Below are 16,376 nucleotides of genomic sequence, written 5' to 3' on the forward strand. Positions count from 1 at the left end.
CTTCCTTTCCAGAAACTTTGATTCGCCTATTTTAGCAATTAATCCGGTGAGTGACCAGTTAGATGAACTGGGTGCTAGGTTGTGCCAGCGGGTTCACGCCAGCATGCAAAAAGCAGCAGCAAACTTCCAAGTCACCGCGAAGATGACCGAGAAACTTGCTGCTACTTACTTAGTCGGTGTTAAAACGACTTTTGTCAATTAAAGATGCGGCCGAATCCGTTCGACGGCTTTTAATGTCCCATAAGACAGTGCCGTCTGGATCGGTAACATGACCACGTTTTTAATCGTTCGTGGCCAGATAATCCCTTGCCAAGGCGTCCCCATCATGTTCAGCCACAGCGTTGTCAAAATGACATTACTGATCAGCAACACCAATCCGACACCAAGTAACGTCCGCATAACCGTTACCTTCTTGCCGTGGAAGAACATGCCGTAAATCATTGCAGCAATTGCGGCACTAAGCGTGAACCCGGGAAAATTGGCGCCCGGATTGAAGACCATAATCGACAACTGGTCATTCAAAGCAGCGGCACCCGCGGCCAGCCATGGTCCGAAATAATACCCCATCAAAATGGTAGCGAAAAACGCCGGACTGATCTTAAGCCATGGCGTACCAAAAGAAAAACGACCCAAAACAATCTGCATTGCCATCAACATGGCCATATACACGATGTTCCGAGTGGAAAGCTTGGGACTACTAAACGATAAAACTTGCATAAGCTGCAATCTCCTTTTTTGCGGAGACGCCTAAATATCAGGCGAATGCGGCATCTGCACCGCGACTTTTGTCTTCGTCTGCCGTTCACATTCCGTTCCAGCAGCACTTAACGCGCAGATTCCTACTCCTAGATTTTGTCACGAGTTCTATCGTACACCGAAAGTTAACCAAAGGGAACCCCTTGAACGTTCGCATCAGTATTTAAAGGCACACTCAACCCTTGACATCATCGTGAAAATTATCTCACGACTTTCTCGGTATTTTTTAGCGCTACACCAAGTCTGCTACCAGATTGGTCCGCTAAAATGGTGCCTCGTAAGCAAATTTTTCTTAGTTGCTCAAAACTCCCTGACAAAGGGATTCCCTCAAAGGCGGTGTACTCAGAACTATGAGTGCACCGCTAGTTTTATCTGAGCGCCCCTGCTCCTTCTCACACCTATAACGCACTGGCTCACGCTCACGCCCAAAATCTCGTATAATAAGTTTCAATAACCGTTGAAAGGAAGCTTTGACCGTGACTAAACATATTCTCGTTTTACATACTGGCGGCACCATCTCCATGACCGAAACCAGAGACGGCGACATCATGCCCAGCAAGCATAATCCCTTGCTCGGCGCCGATAGTTTTGTGCCAGCCGGCGTCGAACTGACTAGTGAGGAGATTTTTAATCTACCATCGCCGCACATGACTCCCGAGCGGATGCTCACCTTGGTCAAACGCATCCGCCAAGCGGAAAAAGACGGTGCTGACGGCGTGGTCGTCACCCACGGCACGGATACTTTAGAAGAAACCGCCTATTTTTTGGATCTCACCCTGGATTCCGCCATGCCGGTCGTTGTCACCGGCGCCATGCGTTCCAGTAACGAAATTGGCAGCGATGGGCTGGAAAATCTGCAAAGCGCGATTAAAACCGCTGCCAGCGACGAGTCGCGGAACAAGGGCACCTTGGTCGTGATGAATGATGAAATCCATACCGCCCGTTTTGTGACCAAAACCCACACCACTAACGTCGCAACTTTTCGGACGCCGACATTCGGGCCGGTTGGGCTGGTCACCAAAGATGGCGTGCGTTTCTTCCAGGAATTGATCAACCAGGAAGTCTGTGCCATTGACCACCTTGTTGACCACGTCTTCTTGATCAAAGCCTACGCAGGGATGGACGGCACGCTGTTTAACGCACTCCCGGAAAATATCCACGGTCTGACCATTGAAGCGCTCGGCGCCGGTAATCTCCCACCAGCCACCTTGCCGGCTATCCAGCGGCTACTAGACCGGCACGTGCCGATCGTGCTGGTCTCCCGCTGCTTCAATGGGGTTGCTCAAGCCGTCTACAATTACGAAGGCGGCGGTGTCCAACTCAAAAAAATGGGCATCATCTTCTGTCAGGGACTCAACGGCCAGAAAGCGCGCATCAAGCTGCAAGTTGGTCTGAGTGATGGTAAACGCGGCCAGGCACTCGCTGACTTCGTTGATAATGCCGTGAGTTAATTGAGCTAATGAATGAAAAGCAGTTCTAGGCGACAGATTTTGTCCCTAGAACTGCTTTTTTGGCACTTTAGCATGAGTCATACAAAACTTACGCTTTAAAGTCATCCCAAATCATCTGGGCCTCGGCGTTCACTTCACCATCGGTAATAACCCGATGTAAGGTTCGCATGGGGTCATCCGGATCGGCCTGAAACTGGGCTTTGGGACTCGTCCCATACGCCACTTCGCGTTCGTAGCGAATATCGGCACCACGCAAGGTATGTGAACTCAAAAAGTCATATCCAAGACTGTTTTCCATCCACTCCAGATAATGGGCATTGTTCACATGGCCATTGCTGTCAATGTCAAAATAGCGCACATGAAAAGTCTCTTCGCCATCCGGGTGATCGACCTTTTTGAATCGCGGGAAGCGTTTAATTTTGCGATCGGAAACCGCACCAACCCGTTCAACGAGCTCGGGAATAACATCGACGATTTTACGCGTGCGCAAATCCATAATAACCCAATTGCTGCTGACGGAAACAAGCCGGTTACCTTGCGCATCGTCAATCCAGTAATCACGGTAAGTAAAATATTTATTGTAAGTCGTAGCTTCGGTCCCGACCCGCAACAATTCTTCGATTTTCGGCATACGCTGGATTTCCATGTGATACTGGGTAATCACCCAACCCGCATGAAATTCACTGATGGCATCAATGCCGGCATGCAGCTTCTCCAACTGACGTTCAGACACTTCTAGCATCACATTCATCATATTGGCTAAGCCCGCACGGCCAAACCGATCACCCAGAAAGCCTGGAATGCGATAATCTTCTTCATAGACTTTTCCCATGAAAATCCCTTCTCTTTCGTTTCGACTTGTTCCTGTTAGTCAGTAAATCCACTCACTTACTTAATTCGTGATAAGCATCATAGACCACTTGCTTGGCAACCCCATTTTGTTTGGCGACCAGCTTGATCGCCGCATTCGGTTTAGCGCCGGTGGCAACGATGGCGGCCACTTGGTCTTTGAACGGTACCTCCCTTTTAACAACTGGCTTATCCGGTGCTCCTGCTACCATGATCACAAATTCGCCTTTCAACTCATTCTCTGCATACGTTTGCAGTTCCGTGATTGTGCCGCGGATGAAGGTTTCGAACTTTTTGGTCAATTCCCGCGCCAAAACGGCCTGGCGATCACCAAATGCTTCCAACATCGCGTCAAGGGTTTTCCCGACCCGATGCGGACTTTCATAGAACAAAAGCGTAGCCGGTTCGGTAGCCAGTTTAGCCAAAATGCGTTGCTTTTCGCCGGCTTTGCGCGGTAGAAACCCATAAAACAAAAATGGCTGCGGTGGCAATCCGGAGGCAATCAAGGCCGTTGTCGCAGCATTGGCCCCTGGCAGCGGAACCACCGGCACACCATGTTCAATCGCCGCATGGACCAATTCCTTGCCGGGATCGGAAATCGACGGCATCCCCGCGTCACTCACCTGAGCAATCGTCTGCCCGGCCTCCAGTTTCGCCAACAACTCCGGAATGCGCATTTGGGTATTATGTTCGTGAAATGAAATGGTTTTGGTCGTAATCGCAAAATGATTCAACAACATCTGCGTATGGCGCGTATCTTCCGCGGCAATTAAATCAGCCGTTTTTAAAATCGCCACCGCTCGAAAAGTCATATCATCCAAATTTCCGATCGGTGTCGGCACCAAATACAAAGTCCCGGTGGTATGCGACCCAAAGCTTCGTTGCTGCTCCAAATCAATTCTCCCCATAAATAATATCAAGACAAAAGGCGCATGGCTCGTCATTAACCCGGCGCTGGCCATAAAACATCGGGCAAACGTGGAATCCTTCATTGTAGAGGCTTTCCAGGTTCTGCTTCGACTTGGATAACTCAACGCCGCCATCGCTGGTTTTGTTGTCATCTTTTTCCAGCTCTGCCAGGTGCTGACGCAGATGCTTATTCTCGATTTCAAGTTCCGCGTTACGTTCTAGCGTCTCCGCCATATCGTCTTTCATCGCCGCAATTTCCTTGAGCATCTGCTGGGCGTGTTTCTCAAGGACTAAGAAACCATCGTACAGTTCTTTCTTTTCCACAAGATCACCCTTCTAAGAGTTTAAGCATTAACTGTTCTGTTGCCGACTGAAACGTCACATTTTGGTTCAAGCGCACCTGGGCCGTCAAAATGGCCTGCAAAGCATCGGTCAGTTGCCGACTCGATAACTTCGCTAACTCAGCAACCGCCGGAATATCCAGCTGTTGCGTCGCCGCAATTTCAAAATGGCGATTCAAGGCATCGGCATACGCCAAGCCGATCAGCGCTAAAACCTGACGTTGTGCCGCAGCATCCTTGGCAACCGGTAACAATTGGGTCTGCACCCGCACAAAGCTTTCAGGATCATGGTCAGCCAAACGGTCCAACAACTGAAACACGCGATTGACCCGATCCTGGAAGTCCTCGGCAGTCAATAATTCCTGAGCTTCGCTGACATTACCGGTTAACCGGCCAGCCACCCGCGCCAATTGCGGATTGGCACCGTCTTCTTCTAATTTGGCAATGACTGCCTGCCGATCAGGGCTTTGGAATGTAATCACCTGCGCCCGCGATAAAATTGTTGGCAAAAGTTGATTTTTCGATGATGCGGTGAGAATCACCGTCATGCCCGGAACCGGCTCTTCAAAAAACTTCAGTAACGAATTAGCCGCTCCTGCCGTCATTTTATCAGCATCTTCAACAATAAACACGCGTCGGTTGCCTTCCACGCCGGTTTTGCTCATTTCCTGTTTCAAGTTGCGAATATCATCAACCTTAATGCTCTGGGTACTGGTTTTGAGCACCATCACATCCGGATGATTGTGATTCAAAATACGCTCACACTCAGGACATTCGCCACAAGGAGCACCGTCTTGGACATTTTGGCAAAATAGGCGCAAGGCAATCCATTCAGCCAGTTCCAACTTGCCGGCACCTTTTGGTCCCACAAACAAATAGGATTGGGCCAGTTGCTTGCGGTCAATGATTCGGGCAAATTGGGCGACTAACTTAGGCTGCAACGAATCAATCAAAAACTTAGCCATTAGAAGCGGTGAAAAGATTCAATCGGCAGGACAAAGACGGTGGCGCCGCCGACTTGAACCTCAACTGGATAAGCCATGGAACTGTCTGATGTCGCGTCAAGATTAACCGGCGGCGTCATAAACTGTTGCCGTGTCTGCGAAGTTTCCTTGATAATCTTCAACACGTCATCGACCCGTTCATCCGCAACCCCGATGATAAACGTCGTATTCCCCGCCTTCAGGAAACCGCCCGTGGTAGACAACTTGGTCGCCTGAATGTTGGCATCAATAAATTGACTGCTGAGTAAGTTACTATCTTTATCTTGAACAATTGCGAGAATGAGTTTCATGGTATGTCCTCCTTATGAGAGTGAGCGTGAGCCAGCCCGGTTAGAAACCAGAGTGTAAGCGGCCTTGAGCGTGATGGCCCGGGCTTAGGCCATTGCGCTCAAGGTCCTTACACGCAGGTTTCTGGGCTGGCAAACGCGTTATGGTGAGCCAGCCCGCCACCATCATCCGAACAACGATGGGAACCGCTTCGTAATCGCTGCCTCTGCTGCCGTGACAACTGCTGCAAGCGGCTGAGTGGCATCAACCGTGACAATTCGCGTTGGATTATCCGCCACCAACTTCATATAGGCCGAATGAACTCGTTCGTGAAAGGCTAGGCTTTCCTGATCGAGTCGATCATATTGGCGCTCATGTTGATGGGCCGCAATCCGATCCAAACCGACCTGCACCGGCACGTCTAAGTAAATCGTTAAATTCGGTTCAAGCCCGGCTGTCGCAAACTGATTCATTTGCAAAACCGCCTGTGTACCGATTTGCCGACCACCACCTTGATAGGCAACAGAACTATCGACAAACCGGTCACAGATAACAATATCACCTTGTGCAAGCGCCGGTTGGATCACCTCGACCAAATGTTGCCGCCTAGAAGCCGCATACAGCAATGCTTCGGTACGTGCATCCATCTCTGTATTAGCTGGATCGAGGATCACGTCACGAATCTTTTCGGAAATCTTGGCGCCTCCGGGTTCTCTGGTGAGATGCAAGGCGGCCTGTGATTGCGCCTTAAGCCTTGGAATTAATGCTTCCAAGACACTGGTTTTTCCTGCACCATCCGGGCCTTCAAATGTGATAAACGTCCCTGTCACGATATGCTGCTCCTTTTTTAGAATTAAGTCTATTTTACTTGATATGTTTCACAATTAAAAATTTATCTGCGCCGGTGAACATTCAAAACGCCCCAACGATGATACTGAAAAAAGAAAAACGGCCATGGCCGATCTTATCGTGCGATCATCACCATTTGCCGTCAATCGAAAAGCTATATTCAGTGAATCAGAATCATCTTATGATCTATTTAACATGGTACGCGGTCCATAACTAAGTCGGCGCTTTTACAAATCCCTAAACTCCGCAATCTGCTCGGCAGCGACCTTAGCAACGACCTCACCTTTGATCTTACGAGTGCGTGCCTCGCGGTAGAGAAAATCAAATAAGGCAGCTTCAAGCGCCACCTGTGATTTCGTCTCTTCGTCGACTTCGCGGAAAGTCGCAACAAGTTTGCGCTGAGCTGCCATCTGGTCACGAACTCGGTAAACAAGCATCATGAGTTCTTCGTCTTTTTCCTCTTTGACCTTGATCCGCTTGCGTCCAAACATTACAGTTCAGTCCTTCCTTCAACGGCCTTCATTAACGTCATTTGATCGGCATATTCAATGTCACTGCCGACTGCCAGCCCGTGAGCAAGCCGCGTCACCTTAATGCCGGCCGGTTTGATGAGTCGCGCAAGGTACTGCGCCGTAGCTTCCCCTTCAGGCGTTGCATTCGTCGCAATAATCACTTCTTTGACAGCCGTGTTCGTCTTCAAGCGCTTCAACAGACTTTCGATGTTCAGGTCTTCCGGTCCCCGACCTTCAATCGGCGAAAGCACCCCATGAAGGACGTGGTAGAGGCCGTGATAATCCTGAGCCCGATCAATGCTCATCACATCTTTAGGCTGCTCAACGACCAGAATCGTGCTTTGGTCGCGACTTTTATCCCGACAGATCGAACAAGGATCTTCATCGGTAATGTTGCCGCAAATCGAGCAATAATGCAGGTCTTCTTTAGCCGCCACCAGACTTTTGGCAAAAGCCGTCACATCATCCTTGTCCATATCAATCGTGTAAAAAGCCAGTCGGGTGGCTGTCTTCGCCCCGATACCGGGCAAACGCATGTAACTGTCAATCAATTTACTGATTGGTTCCGGATATTGCATAGTCATCCCTCTTGTTGAAAACGTTCAAAACATTATGTGGCGGCAGTCGTCATCCTACCAGATTGGATAGACTGGCGCGGCACGCTACATCGGCAAGCCGCGGGTATATTTACCTAACTTGTCCTGAGTTTGCTTATCAATTTCACTCATCGCATGATTAACTGCCTCAAGGATCAAATCTTGCAACATATCAGGATCGTCAGGATCAATGGCTTCCGGCTTGATCTGGATATCTTTCATGACCTTTTCACCGGTGAATTTGACGGTGACCATATCGGAAGCTGACTTGCCTTCGAATTCCGTTGCATAAAGTTCTTTCTGTGCCGCCTGCATTTCTTTTTGCATCTTTTGCATTTGACGCATCATACCTTGCATATTGCCCATTCCACGCATATTTGATCATCCTTTTCTAGTCATTTTTGATCGTAACATTAGGTGCATCTTTACCAAAAAGCTCAGTCATCTTGTTGACAACCGGTGGCGTTTTTGGCTTGGTGTCGGCGCTTTTTCCTTTGGCCGCCGGTGCTTTAAGTTCCTGAATATAATCCTTACGAATCGTTGGCCAGACATCGCTTTGAACCAGCACGATCTTAGGCTGCTTGCCGGTCAGCTTCTGTAAGCCGTTTTCCAACTCGGTCATCAATGCGGCATCATTCATGGCGCGTTCAACCAAAATATCGTAATCAAAGCTGACAATCACGCCGTCAGGACTGGCGGCGACCGGCTCGCTGACTTTCATCATGGCGCGTTTGGTGATGCTCAACATCCCCAACAAATCCGGCCAGACATCCTTCAGATTGGTTAAATCTTGCTTCGTGGCCGCGCCAAGAATCGGATAAATCGCCTTGCGGTTGACATGGCTGGCTTTGGCCTTCACATGCTTCCGCGTTCGGGTCGGCGGTGGTACTGTGCCGCCATTTGCCTCAACCCGTTTGAGTTGATCACTCAACTGTTTGATCTTAGCCGAAAGCTGGTCCAGCTTCGGCGAGTCGGCCGGCTCCGCAGCCACGGGGGCAGCGGCAGGCGCGGCGGTTTCGCTTAGCCGAACTGTGGCCACTTCCAGATAGATTTCCGGATGATTGGTCATTCGTAGCTGTTGCTGCGTATTGTTCAACACATCAATCATGTGATAAATCTGCGCCGGCTTGAAATTTTCACTTAAAATTTTGAATTGATCGTCTAGCAGACTCTTTTCCAAGTCTCCTAGTAAGGATGGTGCCTGTTGATTGACCAGTAAGTCGCGTAAATATTCGATCAAGTCTTCAATGAGTCGGCCAGCATCTTTACCGGCCGCTAGCAAATCCTCGATCATTTTCAATGCCTGGGCATGATCTTTGGCCAGCACCGCTGCCAGATACTTGCCGAGCACCGCGGTTGTCACGCCACCGGTAACATCCAAGGCATCTTCGGTGGTAACATGATTATCGCCAAAACTCAGAACCTGATCCAAAATGGACAAAGCGTCACGCATGCCGCCTTCAGCCGCCTTGGCGATGACCTTAAGCGCAGCGTCGTCATAAGTGATCTTTTTATCGTCCAGGATAAAACGCATGCGTTTGACAATGTCTTCCGGCGTAATGCGGCGAAAATCAAAGCGTTGTGTTCGGGAAATAATCGTTGCCGGAATTTTATGCGGTTCAGTGGTCGCCAGAATGAAGACCACGTGTGCCGGTGGTTCCTCTAACGTTTTCAGCAAAGCATTGAAGGCACCACTTGAAAGCATGTGCACTTCATCAATGATATAAACCTTAACGCGCGCACGGGTCGGCGCATACTTCGCTTTGTCCCGAATATCACGGATTTCATCGACCCCGTTATTAGAGGCCGCATCGATTTCAATCACATCAGTCAGACTGCCATCATTAATCGCCTGACAGATTTCACAGGTATTATCCGGTTCGCCATCTTTCAGGTTCAGGCAGTTTAGCGCCTTCGCCAAGATCTTGGCAACGGACGTTTTCCCGGTGCCGCGCGGGCCGGTAAAAAGATAGGCGTGACTTGTCTGTCCGGTGATCAACGCATTCTTCAGCGTCTTGGTAATCGCATCTTGGCCAATGACATCTTTGAACTGTTGCGGGCGCCAGACCCGATACAACGCTTGATAACTCACCTTAACGCCCCTTTCAACCTGTTGCAGATGCCACAGGTTCACTTAAACGATTTGTTGACTATTGACGTCTACCTTCATCGTGATGGACGTCAAAACCTCGTTCTAGTTTACCATAGCTCGGAACAAAATTGCCTGACATGATGACAACAAAAACGGCCGCTTCGTGATGAAAGCGACCGGTCAATTTCTCAATAACAAAAGGCACATGACGAACTTACCTTAGTGCTGCTTCCTTCCGGACCTGACACAATTTGGAAAGTCACCATTGCCTTAAGGCCTTTCGGCAAAAACCATTATACCTGATTTTCACGCGTTTGACCAGCCTGTTTAGCGGCTTTTCGTTTTGCGCGAATGGTTCGGAAAAAGCTTTGCAACAATGCGGCACTGGCCTCAGCTTTAATCCCGCCAACCACGGCAACTTGGTGGTTAAACCGCGAATCTTCCAGCAAGTTGTAAAAGGTCCCGGCAACGCCTGCCTTAGGATCGGTTGCGCCAAAATAGCACGTGGCAATCCGCGCATTGATCATCGCGCCGGCACACATGGGACAAGGCTCCAGTGTGACAAATAATTGGCAATCTTCCAGGCGCCAGGTGCCAAGTTTGCGACAGGCTGCCTGAATAGCAATAATTTCGGCATGTTGCGTGGCATCTTGAGAAGTCTCACGCAGGTTATGGCCCCGGCCGACAATCTGGCCATCATGAACAACCACAGCACCAATCGGCACTTCGCCAATCGCAGCGGCTTTTCTGGCCTCGGCTAGTGCGGCCTCCATATATTGGTTGATGTCTGTTTCTTCGGTCTCGGCCACGGAAAATCTGCCTCCATTTTTGGATTGTAAGAATCTTGTTAAAAACCGACTCATAGACAAATATAAAAGCGAACGAAATTAATATCGCTCGCTTCATATCCAAGGTCAATTTGTCAGAACATTAAAATTCCAGTGCCAAAGCGTAGCAATCGGAGGCCAGAGGGGGCTCAGCTGTGAAATTGTTGTTGGTGGGGCGCTTTTTGCCCCGCCTACAACAAGGCCGAGCTTTGAAACCGCGCACTTTGCGGGTTCAAAGTCGTGCCCACAGCGTTCCAGCCCCCTCTGGCCGGAGATTGCGGAGTTTGGCACGGCACGGAACATATTATTGCCCACGCTTTTCTAATCGCCATTCAATTGTTTAGCGATTCAAAGCGCTCTTCAACCGATCAAGCGCGGCCATGCCTTGTTCACGTGCCGATCCGGCGTATTCGCTGGCGCTGTCTTTGAGGCTGCGTAGCTTGTCGCTGACCCGGAGCAGACTGGCAACGTCTTCGTCACTCAGTTTATCCAGAATGCTCTGAACCCGATCGCTGTCACCGAAAATCTTCTTCACAAAGCCTTCAACCTGTTTGCGTTGTTGCCTGCGTTCAAAATATTCCGTCAGATTTTTGGCACAAACAAACGCACCGGTTGCAAGGACAGCCGCCGCAATGGCACCTGCTGCTAAGTACTTCGATTTTGTCATCTAAATCTGCTCCTTTCTATCCTTACTACGAGTTTACCACGTCAAGTATTGAAACTGTTATTGACTCGCCTTGAGAATGTAATAACCATGCTCTTTTTTAATGACTTCCGCCGTTTTATAAGTCGCTTTCATTAGCTTCAAGGCTGATGGCGCACCTTGTTTCTTTTGGATCACCGCATATAACTGGCCACCAGGCAATAAATGCTCGGCTGCTCCGGCGAGAATTCCGGAAACAATTGCTTTGCCGGCTCGAATCGGCGGATTGGTCACGATGACGCCGAACTGGCCATCAATTTGGTCGTACATCGAGCTTTCGAGGATCGTCACATTGGTAATCTCATTGTCGGCAGCATTTTTCTTGGCTAACGCAAGCGCCCGTTCATTCACATCGCTCATGGTAATCTGCCGCTCAGGAAAATATTTGGCCAAGGCAAGTCCGATCGGCCCGTAACCCGTTCCCACGTCCAGAATCGGCCCGTCAGGCAGAGATGCCGCTAAAACGCTAGCAATCAAAACCCGACTGCCAAAATCAACGGTGTGTTTTGAAAAAACGCCATTATCGGTCGTCAAGTGCAAAACGTGACCGCCGAGCTCAAAATCAAAGCTGTGTTCATCATGGGCTAAATCAGGATCGTTCGTATAATAATGCTGCATTGATAAGCCGCCTTCCTATTTGCCTGGCACTACCAGTATTTTACACGTTAATGGCGCTTTTTCGCACCTTTATTCGTATCATTCGGCTACTTATCAATCCCCTGACCAAGACGGCTGACCCAAGCCAATCGTTTTGGCCACCAACTGTTAGAAGTCGTCAAGGTCACCTTTTGGCTCACCACCATCATGATTTGCAATAGTGTAAAGAGTAATGACGTCCGCTTGCGATAAGCAACGTACTTTGGTACCCATTCCGTTACATATTTGTTTTTATAGGAGCGCAACCCCTGGAATCCGTAAAACCGATAGCCATACTCGTACACCAAATGGGCAATCTTTTCTTCGACAAAGGAATAATTCGATGTCCCGACGTTTGCCAGCGGGGCCATCCCCATATTGAAGTACTTGTAGCCGCGTTCCTTTGCCAATCGGAACAGATTGATAAAGACCTCGTCCATAATGCCAGACGGTGCATCGGTACTTGACCGCATCAAATCAATACTCGTGACTTCATGATTACCACTTGGCATATCTGACGCAAATGCCACAATTTTGCCTTCCGGGCTATGCACCACTGCAATTGGAGCCTCATTCAGATAATGCTCGTCAAAAAATCCCAGACTAAAGCCTTTCTCACTGCGCCCGTCTAACCAAGAGTCAGACACGGCCTTTAATTCGTGCATTAAAGTGTCATCAAACGGCGGCTTAAGCAGCTCAACAGTATAGCCTTCACGCTCAAACTTATGCATCAAGGCCCGTTCACCTTTGCGCTTTGTGCCGGCCAGCGTGAAGGTTGTCACATCGACATAGCCTTCCTCGCCAAACTTCATAAAATCAAACCCGAACTCATGCAGCTTCATCGTCAGGTTTTCATTGATTTCATAGAACACCAGCGACATATCCTGCTTATCGGCTTCTTTCATGAAATCGCCGATCGCAGCGGCCATCTGGGTCTCATCCCCAATCGGCTCGCCCATGATAATCAGCTTGTCCGCCTTTTTCTTAAACTGGAAGAAAACCCGATCTTCGCCATCGACTTGATAAAACCGCAATGATTTGTCGCGCATCAAGGCCAGGTGGCTGACTTCATTGCCGCCGTATTTTTCAACCACTGCCTTCAACCGCTCCTCGTCATAAGGATCAGCCAAATCTTTGGTCGGCGCCGACAGATATCGAAAGATCAAATAAACCGTCAACGCTGCCAGCATGACACCAATCAGGGTTGTAAAGAACATGCGCTCTGATGGGAAAAGGAACACATCCGGCACCCGGCGATGATGAATTGCCGGCGCATTATAAAACGCGGCAAATGCATAGAAGATAAACGTCATGCCAAACACTGCGCCGTCGATCAACTTGTTGCCCCACGATAAGGCGAGCCGCTCGCGGGTCAGCTCACGACGCGTCAGTATCAACGCCAAGACAACGAGCACCAGGAAAATAATGAACCGCAGATGATTATCTTCACGCAAGGAGGCTACCATCGCAACGATCAAAACGATCACGGTTGGCCAATAAGCCCGCTTCACCCGGCTGGCAATGCCGCGTCCGAACCCAAGAATCAAAAAGGCGACAACCACATTGGTAACCCGATCCAAAAACAGGAAGGTATATGGATAAAGCCGTTGATAAAGCGTGTTACTGAAAGCAAGATCCGGCGCAACTCCGCGCAATAGCAACATAATCCCCGAAAAGTACAGGAAGACGACCAGAAAACCAAAGGCTGCCTTTCGAATCAGCTGAACCGGCAAACCTTCAAGATAAGCATTCAGTCGTTTCCCTGCATCCTGCGCAAACAAACCAGCGCCGATCAGAAACGGAATCACATAATAAAACAACCGATAAAAAAGCAGCCAAACAACCGCAACATTGCTATCGAGTCCCATTTGACCAAGCTCGACAATCATCAGGACATCAAACGAACCCAAGCCGCCGGGCACCATCGAAACGACCCCGATAACATTAGCCACCATGAACAATGGCAAAATCGACAGCAACGGCACATGCACTTCAAGAAAGTACCCGATCAACAAGAAGAATGCAGCACAACTGCCCCACTCAAGAAACGAGCCCAAGGTCAAGCGCAGTTGCCGCTTCAACGGCATATCCGCAAAAAATTCGCTATTTCGTAAATGGGTGACCAACATCAACAACGGAAAATAAGCGGCACCGCCAACTAGCCAAATCCAGTAATTCGAGAATTCCTGACCAATCCCGAACACGAAAATAACCACGATGCCAATCATCGACCACAATGACAGTCCCGCCAACAAAAACAATGCTATTTTCGAAATGGCAAATAGAACCTGCTTTTGGGTCGCCTTTTCGTGGTAGAAATTGGCGCGCAAGCTAGCACCCAATAAGCCGCCAAAACCGGCAATATTGGTAAAAGTATTGACGATCCAGCCGGACTTCACAACATACCTGCGTTTATAATGGCCCGGCAGCAGTTCCGTGATTACAAAATCATAAATCAGCATTGGTGTGACGGCGATTAAGCCCACCACCAACAAAATCAGTAACGAAACCGGACTTTGGGTTGCCAGGCTGGCTCGCATTTGCTCGCCACTGAGATCCTGACTGATCCGTCCGACTTGAACAATCACAAACACCAGGACTGCCAACACAAATAGCACCTTTAGCGTTGTGAGATGTTTTTTTAAAAACGTTCCGACTTCTCGAAAGAGTCTCTTCATTTTTTCTGCGTCCTCCGTGCCTGTATTCTCATTCATTATAGGGAAAACCCGCCTCGACCGCACTCATTCTGACTTTTTTGTAAGACGGTGTAAGGTTGCGCTGACATCTGAAAGCACGCCAAAAATTTTTGAATAAAAACGCTTGACCTGAAACGCGTTACACAAATTACACTGTGTTTGCAGTTAGGAAATAACAAATATGTGTGATCACCATTAAGAAATCAATTGTTACATCAGTTGTTTTCGCGACTGTTCCACCGATACAAATCACACTTGTTAATGAAGGTCCCTGAACGTTTCACTAAAGGAGGTTGCACCATGTTAATGCAAGCACACTTTTACCCAGAACTTTCCGTTTATCAAGACACACAAATCGGTGCTTTGAAAGGTATTGCACTGAAACTAACCAATGATTATGATTTTGACTATCAAGAAGTATTGAGTTCGTTGCTGGCCAGTGCCGCGGAGCCGACGCAAACGATGGGCGATCAAGTGGTACTGACGTATGGTCATGTCAGCAAGTTGACTGAACCGATTGTCATCGGCTTTGACTTTGGCAAGTCCTTACCATGGGCCGGTAACCATCAGATCAGCGGTGCTGTGGTCTTGCTCGTCCCAGTGGCAACCGATGATGTTACGATCCACGAGTGGCTGGCAACCATTGCAGCAGCTAATGATCCCGATCAAAGCCTAGAAAGCATGACCCAAAGTGCGACTGCCGCGATTGCCTAAAATGTGTGCATTACCATAGGCCGACATGCCGGGTAGCGTTATCCACCACGCGCATGCCGGCTTTTGCCTGTTACAAAAACAGGCTCTGTTATACTGAATGGGGAGATGATAATGTGGCAAATATTCACGATATTGCGCGGCTTTCAGGCTATTCAACGGCAACGGTTTCCCGTGTCTTGAATCGCCATCCCTACGTCTCGGCTTCGGCACGCGCTAAAATCCAAGCCGTCATTGATCAGCTAGACTATGTGCCCAGCACCATGGCGCAAAACCTAAGCGCTGGCAAAACGCGCACAATCGGCGTTATTCTGCCGCACACCGACCATCCTTATTTCCAACAATTGGTCACAGGCATACTCAATGCCGCCATGGCTGGCAACTATCACGCTGTCATTCTGCCTTCGCGTTACGACCAGAACCTCGAAGAAACCTATCTGGAAGCCTTACGCCGCCATGCTTTTGATGGACTTATTTTCACCTCCCATGGGCTCAGTTTGACAACGATTGCCGCTTACCAAAAATATGGTCCTATTGTCGTTTGTGAAAATCCCGGCCGTGTCAAATTGGCAGCTGCATACGCCGAGCGGACGCCCGCTTATCGAAAAGCGTTTAAATGGATGCAAGCACAAGGTTATCTCAAAATTGCTTTGCTGCTAAGCCGTCCGTACGCGCAAAGTGCTACCAGTAAACTGACCATCAACAGCTACGTAGACGTTTTCGGGCAACGTCCCCCACATTCGCTGGTCGTTTATCAAATGCGGACCTTTCAGGATGGCTATCACGCCGGCGCTGAATTGGCGCCGCAGCATCCCGATTTTATTCTCGGCAATGGGGATGATATTGCCGCTGGCGTGCGCCAATATTTTGTTGATCACCATCTCCCGGTCCCACCACTGATGGGTCAGGAAAATCAACTTTCCAGCCATCTGCTGAACATGAGTACCATTGATCATCATGTCACAGCAATCGGTGCAGCGGCTTTAAAGCTGGCATTACGTGCTGAAGTCGCGCAAACGGTGATTCAGTCGGATTTAATTCTTCGAGATTAACCTTAACTCGTCAGCGCTCATCAGCATATAAAACAATTCAAAAACGGCACGCAATGACAGGGACCACCCTGATTGCGTGCCGCTTTTGTTGAAAATGGAACCACGAACCTGAACTTCGTGACGAT

The 16,376-nt window shown here is 49.1% G+C and carries 19 protein-coding genes, 1 other RNA gene and 1 riboswitch; of the genes, 4 read left to right on the plus strand and 16 right to left on the minus strand.

The annotated features are described in order from the left end of the window. Nucleotides 1-46 precede the first annotated feature (46 nt). Nucleotides 47-202, plus strand: coding sequence for a hypothetical protein (locus LACPH_RS10325; RefSeq protein WP_306386845.1), 156 nt, complete (start codon nt 47-49; stop codon nt 200-202). On the opposite strand, the gene LACPH_RS10330 is transcribed toward LACPH_RS10325, so the two are convergent. Next, nucleotides 199-717, minus strand: a complete 519-nt coding sequence (locus LACPH_RS10330; RefSeq protein ID WP_039639299.1) for a folate family ECF transporter S component — start codon at nt 715-717, stop codon at nt 199-201. The two genes, LACPH_RS10325 and LACPH_RS10330, sit on opposite strands and share 4 nt — an antisense overlap. Nucleotides 718-754: 37 nt before the next feature. Further along, nucleotides 755-849, minus strand: a riboswitch (THF riboswitch). 377 nt (nt 850-1,226) lie between these two features. Between LACPH_RS10330 and LACPH_RS10335 the strand changes: the two genes are divergently transcribed. Continuing rightward, nucleotides 1,227-2,207: an asparaginase gene (locus LACPH_RS10335; RefSeq protein ID WP_306386846.1), complete on the plus strand. Its 981-nt coding sequence runs from the start codon at nt 1,227-1,229 to the stop codon at nt 2,205-2,207. Between the two features lie 88 nt (nt 2,208-2,295). Here the strand turns inward: LACPH_RS10335 and LACPH_RS10340 are convergent, their stop codons facing one another. From LACPH_RS10340 to mprF, 15 genes are all read right to left on the minus strand, one after another. Next, nucleotides 2,296-3,039, minus strand: coding sequence for an acyl-[acyl-carrier-protein] thioesterase (locus LACPH_RS10340; protein ID WP_306386847.1), 744 nt, complete (start codon nt 3,037-3,039; stop codon nt 2,296-2,298). A gap of 52 nt (nt 3,040-3,091) precedes the next feature. Then, nucleotides 3,092-3,949 (minus strand): 16S rRNA (cytidine(1402)-2'-O)-methyltransferase, encoded by an 858-nt coding sequence (gene rsmI / locus LACPH_RS10345; RefSeq protein WP_306387705.1) that lies wholly within the window; start codon nt 3,947-3,949, stop codon nt 3,092-3,094. A 1-nt stretch (nt 3,950) separates the two neighbouring features. Then, nucleotides 3,951-4,289, minus strand: coding sequence for a DNA replication initiation control protein YabA (locus tag LACPH_RS10350; RefSeq protein ID WP_005687107.1), 339 nt, complete (start codon nt 4,287-4,289; stop codon nt 3,951-3,953). 4 nt (nt 4,290-4,293) lie between these two features. Then, on the minus strand, nt 4,294-5,271 hold the full coding sequence (gene holB, locus LACPH_RS10355; protein ID WP_306386848.1) for a DNA polymerase III subunit delta': 978 nt from the start codon (nt 5,269-5,271) through the stop codon (nt 4,294-4,296). Continuing rightward, nucleotides 5,271-5,600, minus strand: coding sequence for a cyclic di-AMP receptor DarA (gene darA, locus LACPH_RS10360; RefSeq protein ID WP_010492028.1), 330 nt, complete (start codon nt 5,598-5,600; stop codon nt 5,271-5,273). The genes holB and darA overlap by 1 nt, the downstream gene beginning before the upstream one ends. Nucleotides 5,601-5,762: 162 nt before the next feature. Beyond that, on the minus strand, nt 5,763-6,407 hold the full coding sequence (tmk, locus tag LACPH_RS10365; protein ID WP_306386849.1) for a dTMP kinase: 645 nt from the start codon (nt 6,405-6,407) through the stop codon (nt 5,763-5,765). Between the two features lie 246 nt (nt 6,408-6,653). Beyond that, on the minus strand, nt 6,654-6,917 hold the full coding sequence (locus LACPH_RS10370) for a YaaL family protein (protein ID WP_025012716.1): 264 nt from the start codon (nt 6,915-6,917) through the stop codon (nt 6,654-6,656). Further along, on the minus strand, nt 6,917-7,516 hold the full coding sequence (gene recR, locus LACPH_RS10375) for a recombination mediator RecR (protein ID WP_010492034.1): 600 nt from the start codon (nt 7,514-7,516) through the stop codon (nt 6,917-6,919). The genes LACPH_RS10370 and recR overlap by 1 nt, the downstream gene beginning before the upstream one ends. Nucleotides 7,517-7,600: 84 nt before the next feature. After that, on the minus strand, nt 7,601-7,909 hold the full coding sequence (locus LACPH_RS10380) for a YbaB/EbfC family nucleoid-associated protein (protein ID WP_049171649.1): 309 nt from the start codon (nt 7,907-7,909) through the stop codon (nt 7,601-7,603). Nucleotides 7,910-7,925: 16 nt separating this feature from the next. Next, a complete protein-coding gene (gene dnaX, locus LACPH_RS10385; RefSeq protein ID WP_306386850.1) occupies nt 7,926-9,626 on the minus strand; it encodes a DNA polymerase III subunit gamma/tau in 1,701 nt (566 codons plus the stop codon). A gap of 190 nt (nt 9,627-9,816) precedes the next feature. Then, an RNA gene (ffs, locus tag LACPH_RS10390) (signal recognition particle sRNA small type) lies at nt 9,817-9,903 on the minus strand. Nucleotides 9,904-9,919: 16 nt separating this feature from the next. Continuing rightward, nucleotides 9,920-10,399 (minus strand): tRNA adenosine(34) deaminase TadA, encoded by a 480-nt coding sequence (gene tadA, locus LACPH_RS10395; protein WP_306387706.1) that lies wholly within the window; start codon nt 10,397-10,399, stop codon nt 9,920-9,922. Nucleotides 10,400-10,793: 394 nt separating this feature from the next. Then, nucleotides 10,794-11,120 (minus strand): hypothetical protein, encoded by a 327-nt coding sequence (locus LACPH_RS10400; RefSeq protein WP_010492041.1) that lies wholly within the window; start codon nt 11,118-11,120, stop codon nt 10,794-10,796. Between the two features lie 57 nt (nt 11,121-11,177). Continuing rightward, nucleotides 11,178-11,774, minus strand: coding sequence for a class I SAM-dependent methyltransferase (locus LACPH_RS10405; protein WP_306386851.1), 597 nt, complete (start codon nt 11,772-11,774; stop codon nt 11,178-11,180). A gap of 86 nt (nt 11,775-11,860) precedes the next feature. Then, nucleotides 11,861-14,470: a bifunctional lysylphosphatidylglycerol flippase/synthetase MprF gene (gene mprF, locus LACPH_RS10410; protein ID WP_049171657.1), complete on the minus strand. Its 2,610-nt coding sequence runs from the start codon at nt 14,468-14,470 to the stop codon at nt 11,861-11,863. 318 nt (nt 14,471-14,788) lie between these two features. Between mprF and LACPH_RS10415 the strand changes: the two genes are divergently transcribed. Together LACPH_RS10415 and LACPH_RS10420 are read left to right on the plus strand one after the other, a co-directional pair. Continuing rightward, nucleotides 14,789-15,202 (plus strand): hypothetical protein, encoded by a 414-nt coding sequence (locus tag LACPH_RS10415; protein WP_049171660.1) that lies wholly within the window; start codon nt 14,789-14,791, stop codon nt 15,200-15,202. Nucleotides 15,203-15,315: 113 nt separating this feature from the next. Next, nucleotides 15,316-16,251 carry a LacI family DNA-binding transcriptional regulator gene (locus LACPH_RS10420; RefSeq protein WP_087912641.1) on the plus strand — a complete coding sequence of 312 codons (936 nt, stop codon included), beginning with the start codon at nt 15,316-15,318 and terminating at the stop codon, nt 16,249-16,251. Nucleotides 16,252-16,376 lie beyond the last annotated feature (125 nt).

The sequence above is a fragment of the Lacticaseibacillus parahuelsenbergensis genome, assembly GCF_030770265.1.
GTDB lineage: Bacteria > Bacillota > Bacilli > Lactobacillales > Lactobacillaceae > Lacticaseibacillus > Lacticaseibacillus casei.

Coding starts and splice junctions, on each gene's coding strand:
- LACPH_RS10330 (WP_039639299.1), bottom strand. CDS start 717: ATGCAAGTTTTATCGTTTAGTAGTCCCAAGCTTTCCACTCGGAACATC.
- LACPH_RS10340 (WP_306386847.1), bottom strand. CDS start 3,039: ATGGGAAAAGTCTATGAAGAAGATTATCGCATTCCAGGCTTTCTGGGT.
- holB (WP_306386848.1), bottom strand. CDS start 5,271: ATGGCTAAGTTTTTGATTGATTCGTTGCAGCCTAAGTTAGTCGCCCAA.
- darA (WP_010492028.1), bottom strand. CDS start 5,600: ATGAAACTCATTCTCGCAATTGTTCAAGATAAAGATAGTAACTTACTC.
- LACPH_RS10370 (WP_025012716.1), bottom strand. CDS start 6,917: ATGTTTGGACGCAAGCGGATCAAGGTCAAAGAGGAAAAAGACGAAGAA.
- recR (WP_010492034.1), bottom strand. CDS start 7,516: ATGCAATATCCGGAACCAATCAGTAAATTGATTGACAGTTACATGCGT.
- LACPH_RS10380 (WP_049171649.1), bottom strand. CDS start 7,909: ATGCGTGGAATGGGCAATATGCAAGGTATGATGCGTCAAATGCAAAAG.
- tadA (WP_306387706.1), bottom strand. CDS start 10,399: ATGGAGGCCGCACTAGCCGAGGCCAGAAAAGCCGCTGCGATTGGCGAA.
- LACPH_RS10400 (WP_010492041.1), bottom strand. CDS start 11,120: ATGACAAAATCGAAGTACTTAGCAGCAGGTGCCATTGCGGCGGCTGTC.
- LACPH_RS10405 (WP_306386851.1), bottom strand. CDS start 11,774: ATGCAGCATTATTATACGAACGATCCTGATTTAGCCCATGATGAACAC.
- mprF (WP_049171657.1), bottom strand. CDS start 14,470: ATGAAGAGACTCTTTCGAGAAGTCGGAACGTTTTTAAAAAAACATCTC.
- LACPH_RS10415 (WP_049171660.1), top strand. CDS start 14,789: ATGTTAATGCAAGCACACTTTTACCCAGAACTTTCCGTTTATCAAGAC.